Below are 17,734 nucleotides of genomic sequence, written 5' to 3'. Positions count from 1 at the left end.
CTTCGGGACATCTAGCCAAGACTCGGTGAAGGGGGAATCTCCCGCTATACGAGAAGCGTTAGCGGGATGAGCGTCAAAAAACTCACCCCAATAAAACTAACGCCGCTGCTGTTTACTCACCCATTTGCGGCTAAAACGCAGTTCGATACCGGCGTCCTCTGCCCACACCTGCAATTGCCTGAGGAAGGCCTGGCGATCGCTCCCCTGGAGAACGGCCAACTGATCGGCAGTTTCGAGGGCATAGGGATAGCCTTGACCAGTGATCAGTTCCCCACAGAGCCAGCGAATCACCTGATCCAGTAAGCCCGCTTCGCAAATCCACAAGGGGAGTTCTAGGCGCACCGGATACCCTTGATGCGCTTTGAGGTAGCAAAAACCAATCCCCTTGGCCCAAGTACCATAATTTTCAAGGATGCCGCCGCGATCGCAGATAAACAAGGGGGAGCGATCGCCCCACTGGGTCAAGACAGAATTCAATAGTTGGGCATCGGAAAGGTAAGGACTCGGAGACAGACCGGCCAGATGCCCTAAAAGGGTCACCAAATCCCGTGCTTGGGAGCTATCAATGTAAGCAACCACCGGCATCTGCTGCTGCACACTGGCCTCTAAGGTTTGGCGCAGGGCTGCCACATAGCGTCCTTGCCATTCGGGGGCATAGGATTCGGCAAATGTGGCCACAAAAGAGCCATCAAACAATAGCAGGGCGGGAGCCGTTACCTCGGCCATGCGTTCGCGGAGAGTTTTTAACTCCAATTCAAAGCGGCGCAGGTGGATATAGCGTTCGTGGAAGCGATAAATCTGGGGTTGTCGCAACTGGGCTTCCGCCTGGCGCAGTTCCGCCGGTGTAATCAGTTCAAGGGCAATTTCCTTGGCATAGGGGCGATCGCGCCGATGGGGATTGAGAAACCACCCCGCCTGCACCACACCCACCGGCAACAGTAGCTCTTCACTGGGAACAATCTGGGAACCATCCACCGCAACCGTGGTGACCTCCATCAGTTCAGCCGTTGCCCACTCCCGTGCCGCCTGACGGTGCGGCCACTGCACCCCCAAGGGAATACACCACCCCTGATGCCAAGGTTCAACGGGGCGTGCCCCCCAATGGGTGATCTCCGAATTAATATCAATGGCATTGCTGATCTCGGTAAGGGATTGTTGCTGCCAGTGGCTTAGAGCCTGTTGATAGGCCTGTCGCACCTCGGCCAAGGCGGTGTCATAGCTGAGAAATTCGGTCTTTTTGGCATTCAGTTGCTGCACCAGTTGGGAAAGGGGTAACACCATGACCGGAAAAGAGTTGGGAAGCGCCTATTGCTATTCTCATCGGAATGGGTATGGGTTTGCCTTGTGTCCCCTCCTGCGGTAGATATTAAGGTGTCCCCTGACCCACCCTCAAAAACTGTGAAGGCACTCAATCTCCTTGGCTCCACCGGCTCCATTGGCACCCAAACCCTCGACATTGTTGCCCAATATCCCGATCGCTTTCGGGTGGTTGGCCTTGCGGCCGGGCGCAACCTAGAGCGACTGATTCCCCAAATTCGCCGCTTTCAGCCGGAGATTGTCGGTATTGCCGATCCCAATCAACTGCCGGAGCTGGAGGCGGCATTGGCCGATCTACCCCAAAAACCCCAACTGGTGGCCGGGGAAGCCGGGATTGCCGCGGTGGCGGCCTATGGGGATGCCGAGATTGTGGTCACAGGCATTGTCGGCTGTGCGGGTCTGGTGCCGACGATCGCCGCCATCAAAGCGGGCAAAGATATTGCCTTAGCCAACAAGGAAACATTGATTGCCGGCGGGCCGGTGGTCTTGCCCTTACTCCAGGAGTACGGTGTCAAGCTGCTGCCTGCGGATTCTGAGCACTCCGCCATTTTTCAGTGCTTGCAGGGGGTGCCCGAGGGCGGGCTGCGAAAAATTATTCTCACCGCTTCCGGCGGAGCTTTTCGGGATTGGCCGGTGGAGAAGCTCTCCCAAGTGACGGTGGCCGATGCCCTCAAACACCCCAATTGGTCAATGGGGCCGAAAATTACGGTGGATTCGGCAACCCTAATGAATAAAGGCCTAGAGGTGATTGAGGCGCACTACCTTTTTGGGGTGGACTACGACAACATCGAGATTGTCATCCATCCCCAAAGCATTGTCCACTCCCTGATTGAGTTGCAGGATACCTCTGTGCTGGCGCAGTTGGGCTGGCCGGATATGCGCTTGCCCCTGTTGTATGCCCTCTCTTGGCCGGAGCGAATTCCCACCGATTGGTCGCCCCTTGACCTTGTGAAGGCAGGGGATTTGACATTTCGATCCCCCGATCACCAAAAGTATCCCTGTATGGGACTGGCCTATGCTGCCGGTCGCGCCGGCGGGGCTATGCCCGCCGTCCTCAATGCCGCCAATGAACAGGCAGTGGCGCTCTTTATTGCCGAGGCGGTTTCGTTCCTAGAGATTCCGCGACTGATTGAGATGACCTGCGATCGCTACGCTGGCCAAAACATTCCCAACCCCACCCTAGAGGACATTTTGGCCGCCGATCGCTGGGCGCGAGAAACGGTACAGGCCTTGGCGCGGCGGGGGGTCAGCCCCATGGTTGCTCTGTAGAGTGTGTCAAAATACCATCAGATTGCTTCAGAGGAGAGCCAATGGATACCCGCGCATTCAAGCGATCGCTACACAGTTCAGAAAACTATCACCGCAAAGGCTTTGGCCACGGCGAGGAAGTCAGTCAGCAACTGCAAGGGGAGTATCAAAGTGCCCTGATTCAGCAAATCCGCGCCAATGGCTATCGCTGGCAACAGGGGGATGTGACGATTCGCTTGGCGGAGGCCTTTGGCTTTTGTTGGGGCGTAGAACGTGCCGTTGCCCTGGCCTATGAGACCCGCACCCACTTTCCCACAGAGCGCATCTGGATCACGAATGAGATCATCCATAACCCCTCGGTCAATGAGCGCCTGCGGCAAATGGCCGTGGAATTTGTCCCCGTCGTCAATGGAGCAAAGGACTTTAGTGAGGTGCGCCAAGGAGATGTGGTGATTTTGCCCGCCTTTGGTGCCAGTGTTCAGGAAATGCAATTGCTGAATGAGCGCGGCTGTACAATCGTGGATACCACCTGCCCGTGGGTCTCGAAGGTGTGGCACAGTGTGGAAAAGCACAAAAAAGCGAGCTTCACCTCGATCATTCACGGCAAGTACAACCACGAGGAAACGATCGCCACCAGTTCCTTTGCCGGGACGTATTTGATTGTGCTGAATCTTGAGGAAGCCCGCTATGTCTGCGATTACATTCTCAAGGGGGGCGATCGCGAGGCCTTCATGGCCAAGTTTGCCAAGGCCTGTTCGGCGGGCTTTGATCCGGATCGCGATTTGGTGCGGGTCGGCATTGCCAATCAAACAACCATGCTCAAGGGAGAAACAGAGCAAATCGGCAAGCTGTTTGAGCGTACGATGATCCAAAAATACGGCTCTGATCGCCTCAATGAGCACTTCATGAGCTTCAACACGATTTGCGATGCCACCCAAGAACGCCAAGATGCAATGCTGAATTTGGTCAAGGAACCGTTAGATCTAATGGTTGTGATTGGGGGCTACAACTCCTCCAATACCACCCACCTTCAAGAAATTGCCGTTGAGCACGGCATTCCTTCCTACCACATTGACTCTGCCGATCGCATTGGGCCGGGGAATCGCATTGCGCACAAGCCCCTGCATGGGAACCTCACCGTGAGCGAAGACTGGCTGCCGGATCGCCCCATTACCATTGGCATTACCTCCGGTGCTTCTACGCCCGATAAGGTGGTCGAGGAGGTGATCAATAAAATTTTTGCCCTGCGCTCTGTGGCCACGGTGGCCTAGGCCTTCGGCCCTTGGGTCAAATCCCAAGCAGGCGATCGCTGGCAACTGATCTCATAGAGGGCAATCCCCACCGCCACCGAGGCATTGAGACTATTGGTGCGCCCCGCGAGGGGAATAGCAACCATTTCATCGCAGTGCTTTTGCGTTTGCAGGCTGATTCCTTCCCCTTCACTGCCGACCACGAAGACCGTGGGGCGATCGAAGGTAATCTTGGGCAGGGGCACGGCTCCCCGCTCCGAGAGGCCATAGATCCAGTAGCCTGTTTCCTTGAGGGTTTCAAGGGCTTGGTTGAGGTTGATCACCCGTGCCACCGGGAGATACTCCAACGCCCCTGCGGCTGCCTTGGCGACCGTTGCGGTAATACCCACAGCCCGTCGTTGGGGAATAATCACCCCTTGCATACCGAGGGCCTCGGCGGTGCGGATCATGGCACCGAGATTTTGGGGATCCATAATGCCATCGGCAGCTAAGAGCACCGGTTGATTCACAGTTGCAGCTTTGGCCAAGAGATCCTCAAGAGACAAGTAATTGTAGGCCGCCACCTGCATGGCAATCCCCTGATGTCGTCCCCGCTGGCACAGTTGATCGAGGCGTTCGGGCGTCACGGTATCAATGATCGCCCCCTTCTGTTTGGCCTCATTCAGGCGTTGATGGAAGCGTGGATCATAGCGCAGGGAGGGAATCACCCAAATCCGGTTGCAGGGACGGCCACTTTCGAGGGCTGAGAGCACCGCATGGCGGCCATAGAGGAGTTCGGCGGCCTCCTCCGCCGGGGGGGGAGTTGGGGTGTGTCGCCGGGAGCGAGGAGAACGGGTTGCTGTCGGGCGATTTTTTTTTCGGGGACGAGGTTTCTCGGTCATGAAGAATCCCTAAGATGGCTCAGGTGTTCGCTAAAACATTGCCAAGGGGCGATCGCCATCATAAAAGATCGCGAAACCTTTAGGAGCTGCCTTTTGCCAAGTGGCTCAGGGCCAGATCTTGGGCAATGCGGTCGTGACCATAGCTAAAGACGCGGGGCAAATCAGGGTGAAGCTGCCGCGCAATCTCGCGGTAGGCATAGGGACTGCCGTAGATCACCAGCCCCCTCAGCTGTTGTTGGGCTTGCAGCCGTTCGAGGGTGGCGATCGCTACTGCACTTAGGCCTGCTTGCCCGCGAAAGGGGTTGCCGCGACTAAACACCTGAACCAAGGTCGGTGCGTTGGGAAGACCGGCAATCATACTTAGGGGCGTTTGCCGATCCACCACCAGCCGTTGGTCAAATCCCCAGCGGGGGGGCAGGGTCAATGCCGGACAGGTGCGGTTCAAAAAGCTGGCGTGGAGGGCATCATCCACCACCAGACAATTCACCCCTGCGGTCACAGGTTGCAAGCTCTGGCCGGCTCGCTCGATGCTCTCTTGGGCAATGGCAGTCGCCACCTCAACGGCCGGGCTGGCTTGGAAATAGTCCAACTGCAATACGAGGGGCTGAAGGCGAGCCTTTGCGGCTTGAATCCGCGCTACCGAGGCCTGAATGCGTTCAAAGGGAATCTGCCCCGACTCCACGGCGGCCACCACCGCTTCAATAGCAGCCGGCGGATCCAAGGGCATAAGCAAGATATCGGCCCCTGCTTCTACGGCTTGGACAGCGGCTTCTGCACTACCGTAGGTGTTGGCGATCGCCCCCATGACCAAGGCATCCGTCACAATCAGCCCCCTAAACCCCATCTCATGGCGGAGAATGCCCGTGAGAATTCGGGGCGACAGGGTAGCGGGTCGCTCGGCATCCAAGGCCGGTAGGTGCACATGGGCACTCATGACGGCATCCACGCCTGCCTGAATTGCAGCAACAAAGGGCGGCCATTCAATGGTTTGCAGGCGATCGCGATCGTGGGGAAGCACAGGCAGGATCAAGTGAGAATCCGTTGCCGTATCCCCATGGCCGGGAAAGTGCTTTGCCGTTGTTAGCACCGGATAGGCACGTGCCCCCTGAATAAACGCCGTTGCAAGGACACTCACAATATCTGGCTCCTCGCCAAAGGCACGCACATCAATCACCGGGTTCGCGGGATGATTATTCACATCCACCACCGGCGCCAACACCCAATTCAAACCAATGGCTAAAGCCTCGGCGGCTGTGTATGCCCCCATCTCCCTTGCAAGGTCAACTGCCCGTTTTCGGTTCTTTTGGGCAATGGCTCCCAAGGCCGCCGGCGGGGGAAACTGGGTTGCACCATTGAAGCGTTGACCAACCCCCTCCTCTATATCCGCCGCCAGAAACAGGGGAATTGTTGCCCAAGATTGGAGTTGCCGACAGCGCTCTGCCGCTTCCACGGCACTGCCCCCCAAAAGAATGACGCCGCCGATTCCCCAGTCTTTAATCCAATGTTTTAGAGTGTCTTGGGGCGGCTCCCAAGCAGGGTACTGAATCTGGCAATCGTAGAGGTAGCCACTGGCCCGTACAACCACCATTTGCGCTACCTGCGCTCGGAGTGAAAGATCAGAAAAAGGGGGAATAAATGTCATGGGTGTAATCTCATTTAGAACAAAATTTCACAAATCAATAACTTCCTTATTCAACATATAAAAAATTGTCTCAAACTCTCTCAGGTAACTGGTCTGATTTTTTATACTAAAAGTACAGCCTTTACCTAATGATGTTGAGGTGAAGTCCGATTCCGTTGCTCCGGTAGAGCAAGTTTCAAGTCTTTTCTGCGGTGTTCAACCATTAAGCCAAAGGCTGGAGCCTAAATTGCTTTCTTTAGGAGTTGACCTATGTTAAAAGCACTACGTGAGAAACTGCAAAGTATGATGGTCTTTTTGATGGAGGCATTTGGGCGCATCTTCACCCCTCGAAACGATCACTATCCTTCCACAGGGGCACAGCCCTTCACGGGGACACCCGCTCGTAAGAGTTAGTTACTGTCTTCCACAAGCAGAATCTACCCAGTAAGTTTCCCTCATATTAATAAACCCTACCAGCAACGGTAGGGTAGTTGCTCATTGGAATTAGTTTGTCTCTCCCTGTGTTTAGAGACTCATCATTAAGTCTCTGGAGAGGACTCCTGCTACTTTAACTCACTTGCCGAGAAGACAGTGAGGAGTATTCGGGCGAAAGTTCCCGATACTCGCCTAGAAGCTGGGCTTGTTTGTGTGATGTGTGGCCTCTCAAGTCTCAGGTTATCATTGACACCATCACCTCGCCTCAGCAGGGGGGGTGAGCTTCATAACGCAGAGATAATGCTCGGTGGTAAGGATACCACTAAAAGGGCATAACCACTGAATCTAACAGCATATTGCAGAATCAGTTAAGGAATATTTCAGATATTGAATTTCCACTTAACACTTGAGGATTTCCGAAAGTCTATGCTAACTTAAAAGTAGGCACAGAAAGAAAGGTTAACGATAAGAGTGAACTTAAGGCTTGTGCCTCCTAGTCCTTGAGTTCGGGATAAAGCAAAGTTACTCCAAGATAAATCTCATTCCTATCTTGCGGGTAACATCAAAATCAATCCTTTGAGCTTCATCGTTGTGTATTTTTCCTCTCGCTTTATCCAGCCTTATCGTTCGTGTGGTTACTGCCGAAGTCCCCATCCTGTCGTCCATGGGAGTTAAGGCAAAGCTAGGTAACCTCCCAATATTAAAGGTCGTCAACGTTGACAACAATCCATTACCTAGTGTCCATGCTCCAAGCTTGATCGGTTGAGATCACGTAGTGGGGGTTTGGATCGCCAGCTAAAACCACGTTTTGTCCACGTTAGTTGTTGAGTTCAATATCGTCGCTGCTAACTTTTGTAGGGGTCTTGCTGCCGTCAGCTTGACCCCCTCGTTTTGTTTGTTTTGAGGCTATGGCGTTGGTTGCGGTTGTCGCATGGCGCGTGCCAGTTCTGCCGCCACTTCTGGCCGCGAAAACTCTGGGGGTGGCAATTCCCCTCGGCGCAGCATTTCCCGTACCTTGGTGCCTGACAGGTGAATGCGCTCTTCCGGTTTGCTGGGGCTGGTTTTACTCGTGGCCATAGACTGGGTGCGGGTGCAGTAGAAGGCATGCTCAAACTTCAAGGGAATAATCCCTAGGGCTGCCGGATCAAATTCATCAAAAATATGTTGGGCGTCGTAGGTGCCGTAGTAGTCCCCCACGCCTGCGTGATCGCGACCGACAATGAAATGGGTACAGCCGTAGTTTTTGCGGACGAGGGCATGGAAAATCGCCTCCCGGGGGCCTGCATAGCGCATGGCTGCCGGATTGATAGCCAGCACTACCCGATCTTTGGGGAAATAATGCTCCAAGACAATTTCATAGCAGCGCATGCGCACATCGGCGGGAATGTCATCTTCCTTGGTGGCTCCCACGAGGGGATGCAAAAAGAGGCCATCCACAATCTCTAGGGCGCACTTCTGGATATATTCGTGGGCGCGGTGGATAGGGTTACGAGTTTGGAAGCCAACGATGGTGCGCCAACCTTTTTTACGGAAAAGGGCACGGGAATCCACCGGATCAATGCAATAGTTGGGGAATTGGGGATGGGGATGCCGCTCTAGGAGCCAAATCGAGCCTGCAAGGTTGACTTCTCCCTGCCCATAGAGCACCTTGACACCGGGATGTTTGTCATCTTCGGTGCGATAGACACAGCGAGCCTCACGGCGTTTGTCATAGGTGTATTTTTCTGTGAGTTCGAGAATGCCCAAAAACTGACCCGCTGCATTATCAAGACGAATGGTTTGGCCGATTTCTAGGGAAGCTGCCACCTCGGCACTGACGGAGAGGGTAATCGGAATTGACCATGGCAGACCATTGGCTAGGTACATTTCTTCAACGACTCGCTCATAGTCGGCCTGTCCCATAAAGCCCGTCAGGGGACTAAAGCCACCAATGGCAATGAGTTCTAAGTCAGAGACGGCTCGCTCATCGAGGATCACGCGGGGCAATTGATCGGCACGGGCAAGCCAAGCCTGTTTTTGTTCGGGGGAGAGAATTCGATTCACGAGAATGCCGCCGTGGGGGGCGATCGCGTCCTTTTGGACTGTAACGGATGAACTCAAGGTCGAACTCCTTTTGAGGCTGGATGAACCTGTTGCAAAACTTCATAAGATATGAAGTCATTATTGGACGAATGGGTGCAGGAGACAACGGGTGGAGGCCTATCGCTACGGTGTGCAGCGGGAGTGGTGCTGGCGGGGGTGGCAGAGTCGCTATAGTTTTTGGCGACCCGCTTCCCAGGGGGGAGCTCCGGTGCTGTTGCTCCACGGCTTTGGCGCCTCTTTACGGCACTGGCGATACAATCTGCGGGTTTTGGGGGAGCATCAGCCGACCTACGCCCTTGACTTGATAGGGTTAGGGGCAGCAGAAAAGCCCGTTGCTGCCTATGGTGCTGAATTTTGGGCAGCTCAGGTGCATGCCTTTTGGCAGAAGATGGTCGGGCAACCGGCGGTGATTGTCGGCAACTCCATCGGAGCATTGATTGCCCTCACCTGTGCCTATCGCTATCCGCAGATGGCGGCGGGAGTAGTGATGCTGAGCTTGCCGGATCCAGCCGTGCGCGAAGAGCTGATCCCAAGGGCGATCGCCCCCCTTGTGAGCGGCATTGAACAGATTTTTACGGCTCCTTGGTTCCTGCGTACCCTCTTTTACCTCATTCGGCGCCGGGCCGTTGTCAAACGCTGGGCACAACTGGCCTATGCCAACCCCGCCTGTGTGGACGATGAATTGCTGGAAATTTTGCTCCCCCCGGCCTATGACCAGAATAGCGATCGCGCCTTTGTCCAAATTATTCGTGCCATGAGTCGGAGCAATTTTGGCCCTAGGGTCAAAATAATGCTCAAGGAGGTGTCCCAACCCCTATTGCTGATCTGGGGCAAGCAGGATCGCTTCATTCCGCCAAGGCTCGCCCGACGGTTTCAACAGATACAGCCGCGGATGCAGGTTGTGGAGTTGGAGCACACAGGTCACTGTCCCCACGATGAGCAGCCCAATCGCGTCAATACCCTGCTGTTGGAGTGGCTGCGCAGCCAAGCACTTACGGGGGGTTGAGTTCTACCCTCCGACAATCTGCCGAGTGGGCGGGGGAAGCCGTCACTCCCTCAAATGGACTCCACGCCAAGGGATAGAATGGAAACGGGCTGAGCCGCCGAGCCGTCTCCCCTAAAAGCTGCATTGTGAGTGTGCTAATGACTTCTGTACTCCTCCAATCCGTTGTTGAGAGTGACGAACGAACCGATCTGCGTCAGTTTTCACGTATTCTGCAATTGGGGGAAAAACGCTACCTTCTGCGCAATGAAATTTTGACGGCCTTTGCGGACTACTGTCGAGAACACGATCGCCCTGTGCCTACCCCCGCCGAATCGCGCCTCAGCAAGCTGGTCTTCTATACCCAAGAAATTATTGTGGACAACGAAAGTCTATGTTGGATTATTCGACCCCGCATTGCCCAGCAGGAGGTGTGTCGGCTACTCGTAGAAGATTTGACGATCGTGCCAATGACAATTCCAGAGCTACTGAATCTGCGCGATCGCTTGGTGAATCGCTATCACCCCAACGAGGGGGATATTTTTGAGATTGATGTGCAGCCCTTCTATGACTATTCGCCCATCATCCGCGATGCCAAGAATATCGGCAAGGGGGTGGAATTTCTCAATCGTTACCTGTCCAGTAAACTCTTCCAAGACCCGCGCCAGTGGCAGCAAAACCTTTTTAACTTTTTGCAAATTCATCGCTACAACGGCTATCAACTTCTCATCAATGAGCGGATTCGCTCGCCCCAGCAGCTCTCAGAACAGGTGAAACAAGCGCTCGTGGCCCTCAGCGATCGCCCCCCCGACGAGGCCTACAGTGAGTTTCGCTTTGAATTACAGAATTTGGGGTTTGAACCCGGCTGGGGCAACACTGCTGCACGGGTGCGGGACACCCTAGAAATTCTGGATCAACTCTTGGACTCGCCGGATCACCAAGTGCTGGAGGCCTTTGTCTCGCGAATTCCGATGCTCTTTCGCATTGCCCTGATTTCTCCCCACGGCTGGTTTGGCCAAGAGGGGGTGCTAGGGCGACCCGACACGGGGGGGCAGGTGGTCTATATCCTCGACCAAGTGAAAAACCTTGAAAAACAAATGCGCGAGGACTTAGAACTTGCCGGGTTAGGGGTTTTGGAGGCCCGGCCGAAAATCATTGTCCTGACTCGCCTGATTCCCAATGCCGAAGGAACGCTGTGCAACCAACGCCTAGAGAAAATCTACGGTACCAATGATGCGTGGATTCTGCGGGTGCCCTTCCGCGAATTTAATCCCAAGGTGACGCAAAACTGGATTTCGCGGTTTGAGATTTGGCCTTACTTGGAAACCTTTGCCATTGATGCCGAGCGGGAGTTACGGGCAGAGTTTGGCCATGTCCCCGATTTGATTATCGGCAACTATTCCGACGGCAACTTGGTGGCCTTTTTGTTGGCGCGGCGACTCAAGGTGACCCAATGCAACATTGCCCATGCCCTAGAGAAATCTAAATATCTCTTTAGTAACCTCTACTGGCAGGACTTAGAGGATAAGTACCACTTCTCACTGCAATTTACGGCGGACTTGATTGCCATGAATGCCGCCAACTTTATTATCAGCAGTACCTACCAAGAGATTGTGGGAACCCCCGACAGTATTGGCCAGTACGAGTCGTACCAATCCTTCACCATGCCCGACCTTTACCATGTGGTGAACGGCATTGAACTCTTTAGCCCGAAATTTAACGTGGTGCCACCTGGGGTCAATGAACAGGTGTACTTTCCCTACTACCACTACACCGAGCGACTGGAGGGAGATCGCCAGCGGTTGGAGGAGTTGCTCTTTACCTTGGAAGACCCCCAGCACATTTACGGCTACTTAGAGGATCCCAACAAACGCCCAATCTTTTCAATGGCGCGCTTGGATCGGATTAAAAATCTGACGGGACTGGCGGAGGCCTTTGGCCGCAGCAAAGAACTGCAAGAGCGTTGTAACTTGATTTTGGTAGCAGGCAAGCTGCGTAGGGAAGAGTCTAGCGATCGCGAGGAAATTGCCGAGATTGAGAAGCTCTATCAAATCATTGACCAGTACAATCTCCACGGTAAAATCCGCTGGCTGGGGATTCGTTTGGCAAAGGCAGACTCCGGAGAAGTTTATCGCATCATTGCCGATCGCCAAGGGATTTTTGTTCAGCCTGCTTTGTTTGAAGCCTTTGGCCTCACCATTCTCGAAGCCATGATCAGCGGCCTGCCCACCTTTGGCACTCGCTTTGGTGGTCCTTTGGAAATTATCCAAGACGGCGTGAACGGCTTTTATATCAACCCAACCCACCTAGAAGAAATGGCCGAGACCATCTTGCGCTTTTTAGAGGCGTGCGATCGCGATCCTCACCAGTGGCAGCGAATTTCCAAAGCCGGTATCGAGCGGGTCTATAGCACCTACACTTGGAGAATTCACTGTAACCGCCTGCTTTCCCTTGCCAAGATCTACGGCTTCTGGAACTTTTCTTCCCAAGAAAACCGCGAAGATATGATGCGCTACATGGAGGCCCTCTTCTACCTGCTGTATAAACCCCGCGCCCAGGCCCTCTTGGCAGAGCACATGAAGCGATGACCAAGGTTTAGACGTAGTGGTAATCAATTGCCCAGCGGGTCAATTCAGTGCGATTGTGGCACCCGGTTTTCCCCAGCATATTGCTGACATGGCTTTCCACCGTGCGCTGACTCACGTGTAGCTCGGCAGCAATTTCACGGTTCGACATGCCCCGCGCAACGTATTGGAGAATTCGAGTTTCTGTAGGGGTAAGTTCGACACCAAGGGGTGGTGTGGGCACAGGAGAGGGTTGTAGTCCTTGGGCTTCTCGCAGGCGAGCAGTTTGTTTCAGGAGGGCTTGGATTTGGGCTAAGAGTTCATCGGGTTCAAAGGGCTTGACCAAGTACACATCCCCGCCGGTTTGTAACCCCTTAATGCGATCGTGGGTTTGCCCCTTGGCCGAAAGAAAGAGCACCGGCACCCAACTGAGGTGTGCCTGTTGTCGCACCGCACTGACAAAGCTATAGCCATCCATCTGCGGCATCATCACATCACAAATAATCAAATCGGGCGTCTGCCGCTGAAGAATTGCTAACCCCTCCTTGCCATGGGCTGCCGTCAGCACACGATACCCCTGCATCTCTAGGTAATCCTTCACCAACAGGAGAAGGGTGGGGTCGTCATCCACCAAAAGAATCGTGGGAGCCGGAGAGGCCGCAACGCTCATATCCTATAGACGGTGAAAGTTAAGATTGAGAGGGCTGTGCTCCTTTAGGATACCCTATTCCTTTGGGGAGGCAGCATTGGCCAACGCTGGGGCAGCCTCTTGGGTAGCTATCACAATCTGAGAGCGTCCTGCTGCCTTAGCGGCATAGAGGGCATCATCCGCCATCTTCACCAGTTCCAGTAGAGTCTGCCCATGGGTGGGAAACTGACTGAGACCGGCACTAAAACTCACCTTAAAGCTCTGATGATTGGGAGCGTGGAACGTGTGATGGCGCAATCGCTGTAAACAGACGGCAAGGCGATATTGGGCCACATCAAGGGAAATATCATAGAGGGCAATCAAAAATTCCTCGCCTCCCCAGCGAGCAACCACATCCTCCATCCGTAGGGATTGTCGCAACATCCGGGCAGCGGTCACCAATACCTGATCGCCAATATCGTGACCATAGGTGTCATTGATGCGCTTGAAATGGTCTAAGTCCAAAACGGCAATGCAAAGGGTTCGGTCTTGGCGACCGGCAAGGGTCAAAAAGCGTTCAATCTCTGCGGTGGCCTTGCGGCGGTTGCTCAGCCCGGTGAGGGGATCCACCTCTGCCAAGCGCTTCAGGAGGCGAGTCCGCTCTAGGCGATTGATAATCCGCGTGATTAGCTCAGGGCCGACAATGGGTTTATTGACAAAATCATCGGCGCCGGCAGCAAAAAGCTGGGTGACCAGAGCCGGATCGGTGGTGGCGGTAAGAAAAAGAATGGGAAGCTGATTCCAGCGGGGATCATTGCGCACTACTTGGCAGAGTTCTAGGCCGTTAATACCGGGCATCTGGACATCCAGAATCACCAATTCCGGATTGGTGGCCTCTAGGACATCCCAAAATTGATTGGGATCTTGCAGAGCGGTAACACTCATTCCCCAAGGTTCTAGGAGCCGTTTCAAGATGGCTAGGGTGACGGCGTCATCATCCACGGTCAGGATACTGGCGGAGGTGATTTCTTGAGGTTGTAGTAACTGTTCGAGGGATCGCAACAGCCGCTCGACATCCACAGGCTTACTCAGGGTCATCCGCGAGCCAAGGCGAATGGCAGCAAGGCGATCGCGCCACGTGTCATGGGCAGTAAATACTAGGGCGGGGATGGGGGGACGGTGTTGCCGCAACTGCTGGAGAAACTCGCGGGTGGTCACCTCATCGGGCATCACTTCAGGATTGAGAATGACGGCATTGGGCCAGCACGCCTCAAGGAAGGTGGTGACCAGCGGCCAGCTATCCATGGCGACGTAGCGAAACCCGCCATCGGCGGAGTGTTCCTCAAGGGCGTGAATTAACTCGGTGTCGTTGTCAATGTGGAGAACGAGGGGCAGGCCTGCATCGCTGTTATTCTCTGGTTTAGAGGTAGCGATCGCACTCAGCAGTTGCCGGACAGTTTCAAGGAGTGCCTGCGGGGAGCAGGGATAGGGGTAATAAATGACTTGAGTTTCTGGCCGCGTTGGCCGATCCTTGCGCGTCAGGATTAAAATCGGCTCTTGAAACCCGCGATCGCGCACCTGCTGGCAAAAGATATCAATTGCTGTACCCACATGGGATTCCTCCACAATCAACAGGTGATAGCGACAACTGGCTAATAGCTCCCAGAGGTCTTCAGATCGCGCAACAACATCCACCCGATGATCGGCAGCGGTCAAGATCGAGACTAACGTTGCCGCTGTTGCCACGTCATCGTGATAAAGCAAAATGGCCATACTTGCCCGCCAACAGCCTCTTGCTATTAGCCTACTCCCTTGTCTTGATCTTGCTCAAGTTCTGGGAGATACAGATTGCCGCTAGTGGGTAGTTACATGTCTTTACATTTCTATCTTTGCTAGATGCTAGTAATTCTCAATAGTGGTGCTATAGTAAGCCTAGGCATTATTGAGACTTATCCTCAATAAGCTCAGTGCTGATACCTTTATCGAAGGAGGAATGTATGGTAATCTCCACTGAATCCACCACCTCTGCGACTAGACCACCCACAGGTGCAGGCTTACAAACCTACGGTCAAGCCGACGTTAAGTACGACTGGTGGGCAGGCAATGCCCGGTTTGTGAACCTTTCAGGGTTGTTTATCGCTGCCCATGTAGCCCAAGCAGCGCTGACGGTATTTTGGGCGGGAGCGTTTACGCTGTACGAAATTTCCCAGTACAAACCTGATCTACCCATGGGGGAACAGGGTTTGATTTTATTGCCCCATCTGGCAACCCTAGGCTTTGGCATCGGCGAGGGCGGTAAAGTAGTGGATCTATACCCCTACTTTGTCATTGGCGCTGTGCATCTCATTTCCTCAGCAGTCCTCGGTGCGGGTGCCCTCTTTCACACCTTTCGTGCCCCTCAGGATCTCAGTACCGCCACAGGGCGAGCACGGCGCTTCCATTTCCGCTGGGACGACCCGAAACAATTGGGCATTATTCTGGGGCATCATTTGCTCTTTTTGGGGTTCGGTGCCCTGCTGCTCGTATTAAAGGCAACTATTTGGGGTGGACTATACGACGCAAATTTGCAAACCGTCCGCCTTGTTACTCAACCCACATTGGATCCCTTTGTTATCTACGGCTACCAAACCCACTTTGCCAGTATTGACAATTTGGAAGACTTGGTGGGCGGGCATATCTACATCGCCGTCTTGCTGATTGCAGGTGGGATTTGGCATATTCTTGTGCCACCGCTGACTTGGGCACGGAAAGTCTTGATGTTTAATGCTGAAGCCATTCTCTCCTACTCCCTAGGCGGCATTGCCCTTGCGGGATTTGTAGCCCCCTATTTCTGCGCGGTAAATACCCTCGCCTATCCCGTAGAGTTTTATGATCCTCCCTTAGAGGTGAAACTGGGGATTGCTCCCTACTTTGCGGACACGATTGATTTGCCCCTTGGGCAGCATACCCCCCGTGCTTGGCTGGCAAACGCTCACTTTTTCTTGGCCTTTTTCTTCCTACAGGGGCATCTTTGGCACGCCCTACGAGCCATGGGATTTAATTTCAAACAATTAGAAACTTTTCTCAATCCAGATGTTGAAAGCTAATTGCAATAGTTCTCCCTTTGAGCGATAGCGATCGGTGCTGCCCTCGGTCGGAATGATCGAGGGTTTTTTGTGAATTCAAGGAAGGCTTTTATTCTTTTGGGAACGTTTGCTACTCCTCAGCTGGCGCACGATCGCCGGCGCAAAGAACATCAAGAAGGCAACTTGAGCTGTAAAGACCCAGCCATAGTACCGCAGGACAGGATGTAAATCCCACTGTGCCATGAAGCCTAGACTGGCCAGCGTCCATAGAAGGATAACTGCCGGCAACAGTAGTTTTTGTGTTGAGCGGGCCATGATTAAGATTCCCCTTGGGCTTCGTTTTGCATGGCCTGCATGCGGGCTTTGGCTTTGGCAGCACTCTTTTTCAGTGCTTGCAGACGCAGTTCATAGCGTTTGCGTTGGCGGCGGTTAGGAGCTTGCTCAATCAAGAGCTTGAGGGCACTGCCAAGGCTTTTGTAGGCGTTGGGGAGTTCGTAGCCAAAGCGGGTCGCAAGGGCGATCGCCCGCTCATCGGCAGCAATGGCTTCCTTAAGAACCTTTTCACTATTGTTGCGCCGGTAGAGCCGCCAGCCCGAAAAAGCACACAGTCCAAGCGCCAGCATCAGTAGCAGGCCGTCTTGCACCCAGAGTTCACCCACAGCCCCCCCCAGACCAATGGCCAGTGCAGCCATTTCCCAACCGTCGCGAGGAATCGTGTCATTTTGGATGCGAGCCACTTCATGCCAAAACAGAAGGTTGCGCTGATCTTTGGCCAATTGATCCCAGCGCGCCAAATCAATTTGAATTTCCACCTCATCCTTGCCAATTTCTTCGCAGGTAATGAGGGGAGGATTTACGCCACTGGCCGGTTCGATCATCACCCAGCTTTGCAGCTCCGGGGGCAACAGAGACTTAAGGCGGCGCAATTCTGCCAAGTCAGAACGGGCAACTGAGGATGCAGCCGAGGTCATAGTACAAGATAATCCTAGGGTATTTCTTATCTGTCTTACTCTATCTTAACAGTTGGCGGTTGCCCAATCGGGATGACAGGATTTGAACCTGCGACCCCTTCGTCCCGAACGAAGTGCGCTACCAAGCTGCGCTACATCCCGCTAGCTTATCTAAGATAGCATTTGGCGGCTGTTTCCTCAATTGGCCTGTGGGGATTATGCAGCAAAAAATTTAGGCCAAATTTAGTCCCTAGTCCAAACTAGGGCAGCCAAAACTCTCTCTAAGAAATAGTTTAAGAAATCTGCTCTATTGCGGCAACACAATAAGCTATGGATAAAGAGAACAACACTCTCCCTCTCATGTGCGGGCAGAGTTTGAAATCACCTGAGATCGAGTGTTTGCCCTGATTGTTTTGTTCATCTGCTCACAGCGGAACATTGCCCATCTAAACAGCTCTACGCAGCCAGAAAAGCTATCCTAGTCACTCTGCTGTGCTTGATTGGACGGGCTCGGCTTTTTCGCGATCTAGCTTTTTAGTATGTCTCGTATGAGATTAAATATCTCGTAAAAAGCCTTATTACGAGTCCAAATATCTCATTTAAGATAAATTCGCGACAAGTTGCAAATATAATACCCCCTCTGGGAGGGAATGGGCGCTTTCTTTTTGAGGTTAAGACTTGCTAAAGTCATGGCGTTACGGCAAGGCTGTG

14 protein-coding genes and 1 tRNA gene are annotated in these 17,734 nt (G+C 53.7%); 6 read left to right on the top strand and 9 right to left on the bottom strand.

The window, feature by feature from the left end:
- Window positions 1-96: 96 nt before the first annotated feature.
- The gene (locus ACK4IR_RS09725; protein ID WP_409874169.1) at window positions 97-1,281 is read right to left on the bottom strand and encodes a DNA double-strand break repair nuclease NurA; all 1,185 of its coding nucleotides are present in this window, start codon (window positions 1,279-1,281) and stop codon (window positions 97-99) included.
- Between the two features lie 117 nt (window positions 1,282-1,398).
- Here ACK4IR_RS09725 and dxr point away from each other — a divergent pair, with 117 nt between their 5' ends.
- A complete protein-coding gene (dxr, locus tag ACK4IR_RS09720; RefSeq protein ID WP_409874170.1) occupies window positions 1,399-2,586 on the top strand; it encodes a 1-deoxy-D-xylulose-5-phosphate reductoisomerase in 1,188 nt (395 codons plus the stop codon).
- A 41-nt stretch (window positions 2,587-2,627) separates the two neighbouring features.
- Complete coding sequence (locus ACK4IR_RS09715) at window positions 2,628-3,836, top strand: 4-hydroxy-3-methylbut-2-enyl diphosphate reductase (protein ID WP_409874168.1); 1,209 nt, start codon at window positions 2,628-2,630, stop codon at window positions 3,834-3,836.
- Here the strand turns inward: ACK4IR_RS09715 and rlmB are convergent.
- Both rlmB and ACK4IR_RS09705 read right to left on the bottom strand, forming a co-directional pair.
- Window positions 3,833-4,696 (bottom strand): 23S rRNA (guanosine(2251)-2'-O)-methyltransferase RlmB, encoded by an 864-nt coding sequence (rlmB, locus tag ACK4IR_RS09710; RefSeq protein WP_409874167.1) that lies wholly within the window; start codon window positions 4,694-4,696, stop codon window positions 3,833-3,835. The two genes, ACK4IR_RS09715 and rlmB, sit on opposite strands and share 4 nt — an antisense overlap.
- Window positions 4,697-4,775: 79 nt before the next feature.
- Window positions 4,776-6,338, bottom strand: coding sequence for a glycoside hydrolase family 3 N-terminal domain-containing protein (locus ACK4IR_RS09705; protein ID WP_409874166.1), 1,563 nt, complete (start codon window positions 6,336-6,338; stop codon window positions 4,776-4,778).
- A gap of 249 nt (window positions 6,339-6,587) precedes the next feature.
- Between ACK4IR_RS09705 and ACK4IR_RS09700 the strand changes: the two genes are divergently transcribed.
- Window positions 6,588-6,731: a hypothetical protein gene (locus ACK4IR_RS09700; RefSeq protein ID WP_409850693.1), complete on the top strand. Its 144-nt coding sequence runs from the start codon at window positions 6,588-6,590 to the stop codon at window positions 6,729-6,731.
- Between the two features lie 927 nt (window positions 6,732-7,658).
- Here ACK4IR_RS09700 and sat read toward each other — a convergent pair.
- Window positions 7,659-8,852: a sulfate adenylyltransferase gene (gene sat, locus ACK4IR_RS09695; RefSeq protein ID WP_409874165.1), complete on the bottom strand. Its 1,194-nt coding sequence runs from the start codon at window positions 8,850-8,852 to the stop codon at window positions 7,659-7,661.
- A gap of 91 nt (window positions 8,853-8,943) precedes the next feature.
- Between sat and ACK4IR_RS09690 the strand changes: the two genes are divergently transcribed.
- Window positions 8,944-9,840 (top strand): alpha/beta fold hydrolase, encoded by an 897-nt coding sequence (locus ACK4IR_RS09690; protein ID WP_409874164.1) that lies wholly within the window; start codon window positions 8,944-8,946, stop codon window positions 9,838-9,840.
- 137 nt (window positions 9,841-9,977) lie between these two features.
- Window positions 9,978-12,404: a sucrose synthase gene (locus tag ACK4IR_RS09685; RefSeq protein WP_409874163.1), complete on the top strand. Its 2,427-nt coding sequence runs from the start codon at window positions 9,978-9,980 to the stop codon at window positions 12,402-12,404.
- A 7-nt stretch (window positions 12,405-12,411) separates the two neighbouring features.
- On the opposite strand, the gene ACK4IR_RS09680 is transcribed toward ACK4IR_RS09685, so the two are convergent.
- Complete coding sequence (locus tag ACK4IR_RS09680) at window positions 12,412-13,050, bottom strand: response regulator transcription factor (RefSeq protein WP_409874162.1); 639 nt, start codon at window positions 13,048-13,050, stop codon at window positions 12,412-12,414.
- Between the two features lie 54 nt (window positions 13,051-13,104).
- Complete coding sequence (locus ACK4IR_RS09675) at window positions 13,105-14,781, bottom strand: diguanylate cyclase (protein WP_409874161.1); 1,677 nt, start codon at window positions 14,779-14,781, stop codon at window positions 13,105-13,107.
- A gap of 224 nt (window positions 14,782-15,005) precedes the next feature.
- Between ACK4IR_RS09675 and ACK4IR_RS09670 the strand changes: the two genes are divergently transcribed.
- The gene (locus ACK4IR_RS09670) at window positions 15,006-16,094 is read left to right on the top strand and encodes a chlorophyll a/b binding light-harvesting protein (RefSeq protein ID WP_409874160.1); all 1,089 of its coding nucleotides are present in this window, start codon (window positions 15,006-15,008) and stop codon (window positions 16,092-16,094) included.
- Window positions 16,095-16,169: 75 nt separating this feature from the next.
- Here ACK4IR_RS09670 and ACK4IR_RS09665 read toward each other — a convergent pair whose 3' ends face one another.
- From ACK4IR_RS09665 to ACK4IR_RS09655, 3 genes are all read right to left on the bottom strand, one after another.
- Window positions 16,170-16,388: a hypothetical protein gene (locus ACK4IR_RS09665; RefSeq protein WP_409874159.1), complete on the bottom strand. Its 219-nt coding sequence runs from the start codon at window positions 16,386-16,388 to the stop codon at window positions 16,170-16,172.
- Window positions 16,389-16,390: 2 nt separating this feature from the next.
- A complete protein-coding gene (locus tag ACK4IR_RS09660) occupies window positions 16,391-17,044 on the bottom strand; it encodes a DUF3318 domain-containing protein (protein WP_409874158.1) in 654 nt (217 codons plus the stop codon).
- A gap of 67 nt (window positions 17,045-17,111) precedes the next feature.
- Window positions 17,112-17,185 (bottom strand) — tRNA-Pro (locus ACK4IR_RS09655).
- Window positions 17,186-17,734: the final 549 nt, after the last annotated feature.

Source organism: Thermosynechococcus sp., from assembly GCF_046299635.1.
Classification (GTDB): domain Bacteria; phylum Cyanobacteriota; class Cyanobacteriia; order Thermosynechococcales; family Thermosynechococcaceae; genus Thermosynechococcus.
The sequence above is the reverse complement of the archived record's forward strand: the minus strand, read 5'-3'. Positions and strand labels throughout refer to the sequence as shown.

What these genes read in the sequence shown, in the direction of transcription:
- ACK4IR_RS09670 (WP_409874160.1), top strand. Translation starts at nt 15,006, where the DNA reads ATGGTAATCTCCACTGAATCCACCACCTCTGCGACTAGACCACCCACA.
- ACK4IR_RS09685 (WP_409874163.1), top strand. Translation starts at nt 9,978, where the DNA reads ATGACTTCTGTACTCCTCCAATCCGTTGTTGAGAGTGACGAACGAACC.
- ACK4IR_RS09680 (WP_409874162.1), bottom strand. Translation starts at nt 13,050, where the DNA reads ATGAGCGTTGCGGCCTCTCCGGCTCCCACGATTCTTTTGGTGGATGAC.
- ACK4IR_RS09700 (WP_409850693.1), top strand. Translation starts at nt 6,588, where the DNA reads ATGTTAAAAGCACTACGTGAGAAACTGCAAAGTATGATGGTCTTTTTG.
- ACK4IR_RS09715 (WP_409874168.1), top strand. Translation starts at nt 2,628, where the DNA reads ATGGATACCCGCGCATTCAAGCGATCGCTACACAGTTCAGAAAACTAT.
- ACK4IR_RS09660 (WP_409874158.1), bottom strand. Translation starts at nt 17,044, where the DNA reads ATGACCTCGGCTGCATCCTCAGTTGCCCGTTCTGACTTGGCAGAATTG.
- ACK4IR_RS09675 (WP_409874161.1), bottom strand. Translation starts at nt 14,781, where the DNA reads ATGGCCATTTTGCTTTATCACGATGACGTGGCAACAGCGGCAACGTTA.
- ACK4IR_RS09725 (WP_409874169.1), bottom strand. Translation starts at nt 1,281, where the DNA reads ATGGTGTTACCCCTTTCCCAACTGGTGCAGCAACTGAATGCCAAAAAG.
- rlmB (WP_409874167.1), bottom strand. Translation starts at nt 4,696, where the DNA reads ATGACCGAGAAACCTCGTCCCCGAAAAAAAAATCGCCCGACAGCAACC.
- ACK4IR_RS09705 (WP_409874166.1), bottom strand. Translation starts at nt 6,338, where the DNA reads ATGACATTTATTCCCCCTTTTTCTGATCTTTCACTCCGAGCGCAGGTA.
- ACK4IR_RS09665 (WP_409874159.1), bottom strand. Translation starts at nt 16,388, where the DNA reads ATGGCCCGCTCAACACAAAAACTACTGTTGCCGGCAGTTATCCTTCTA.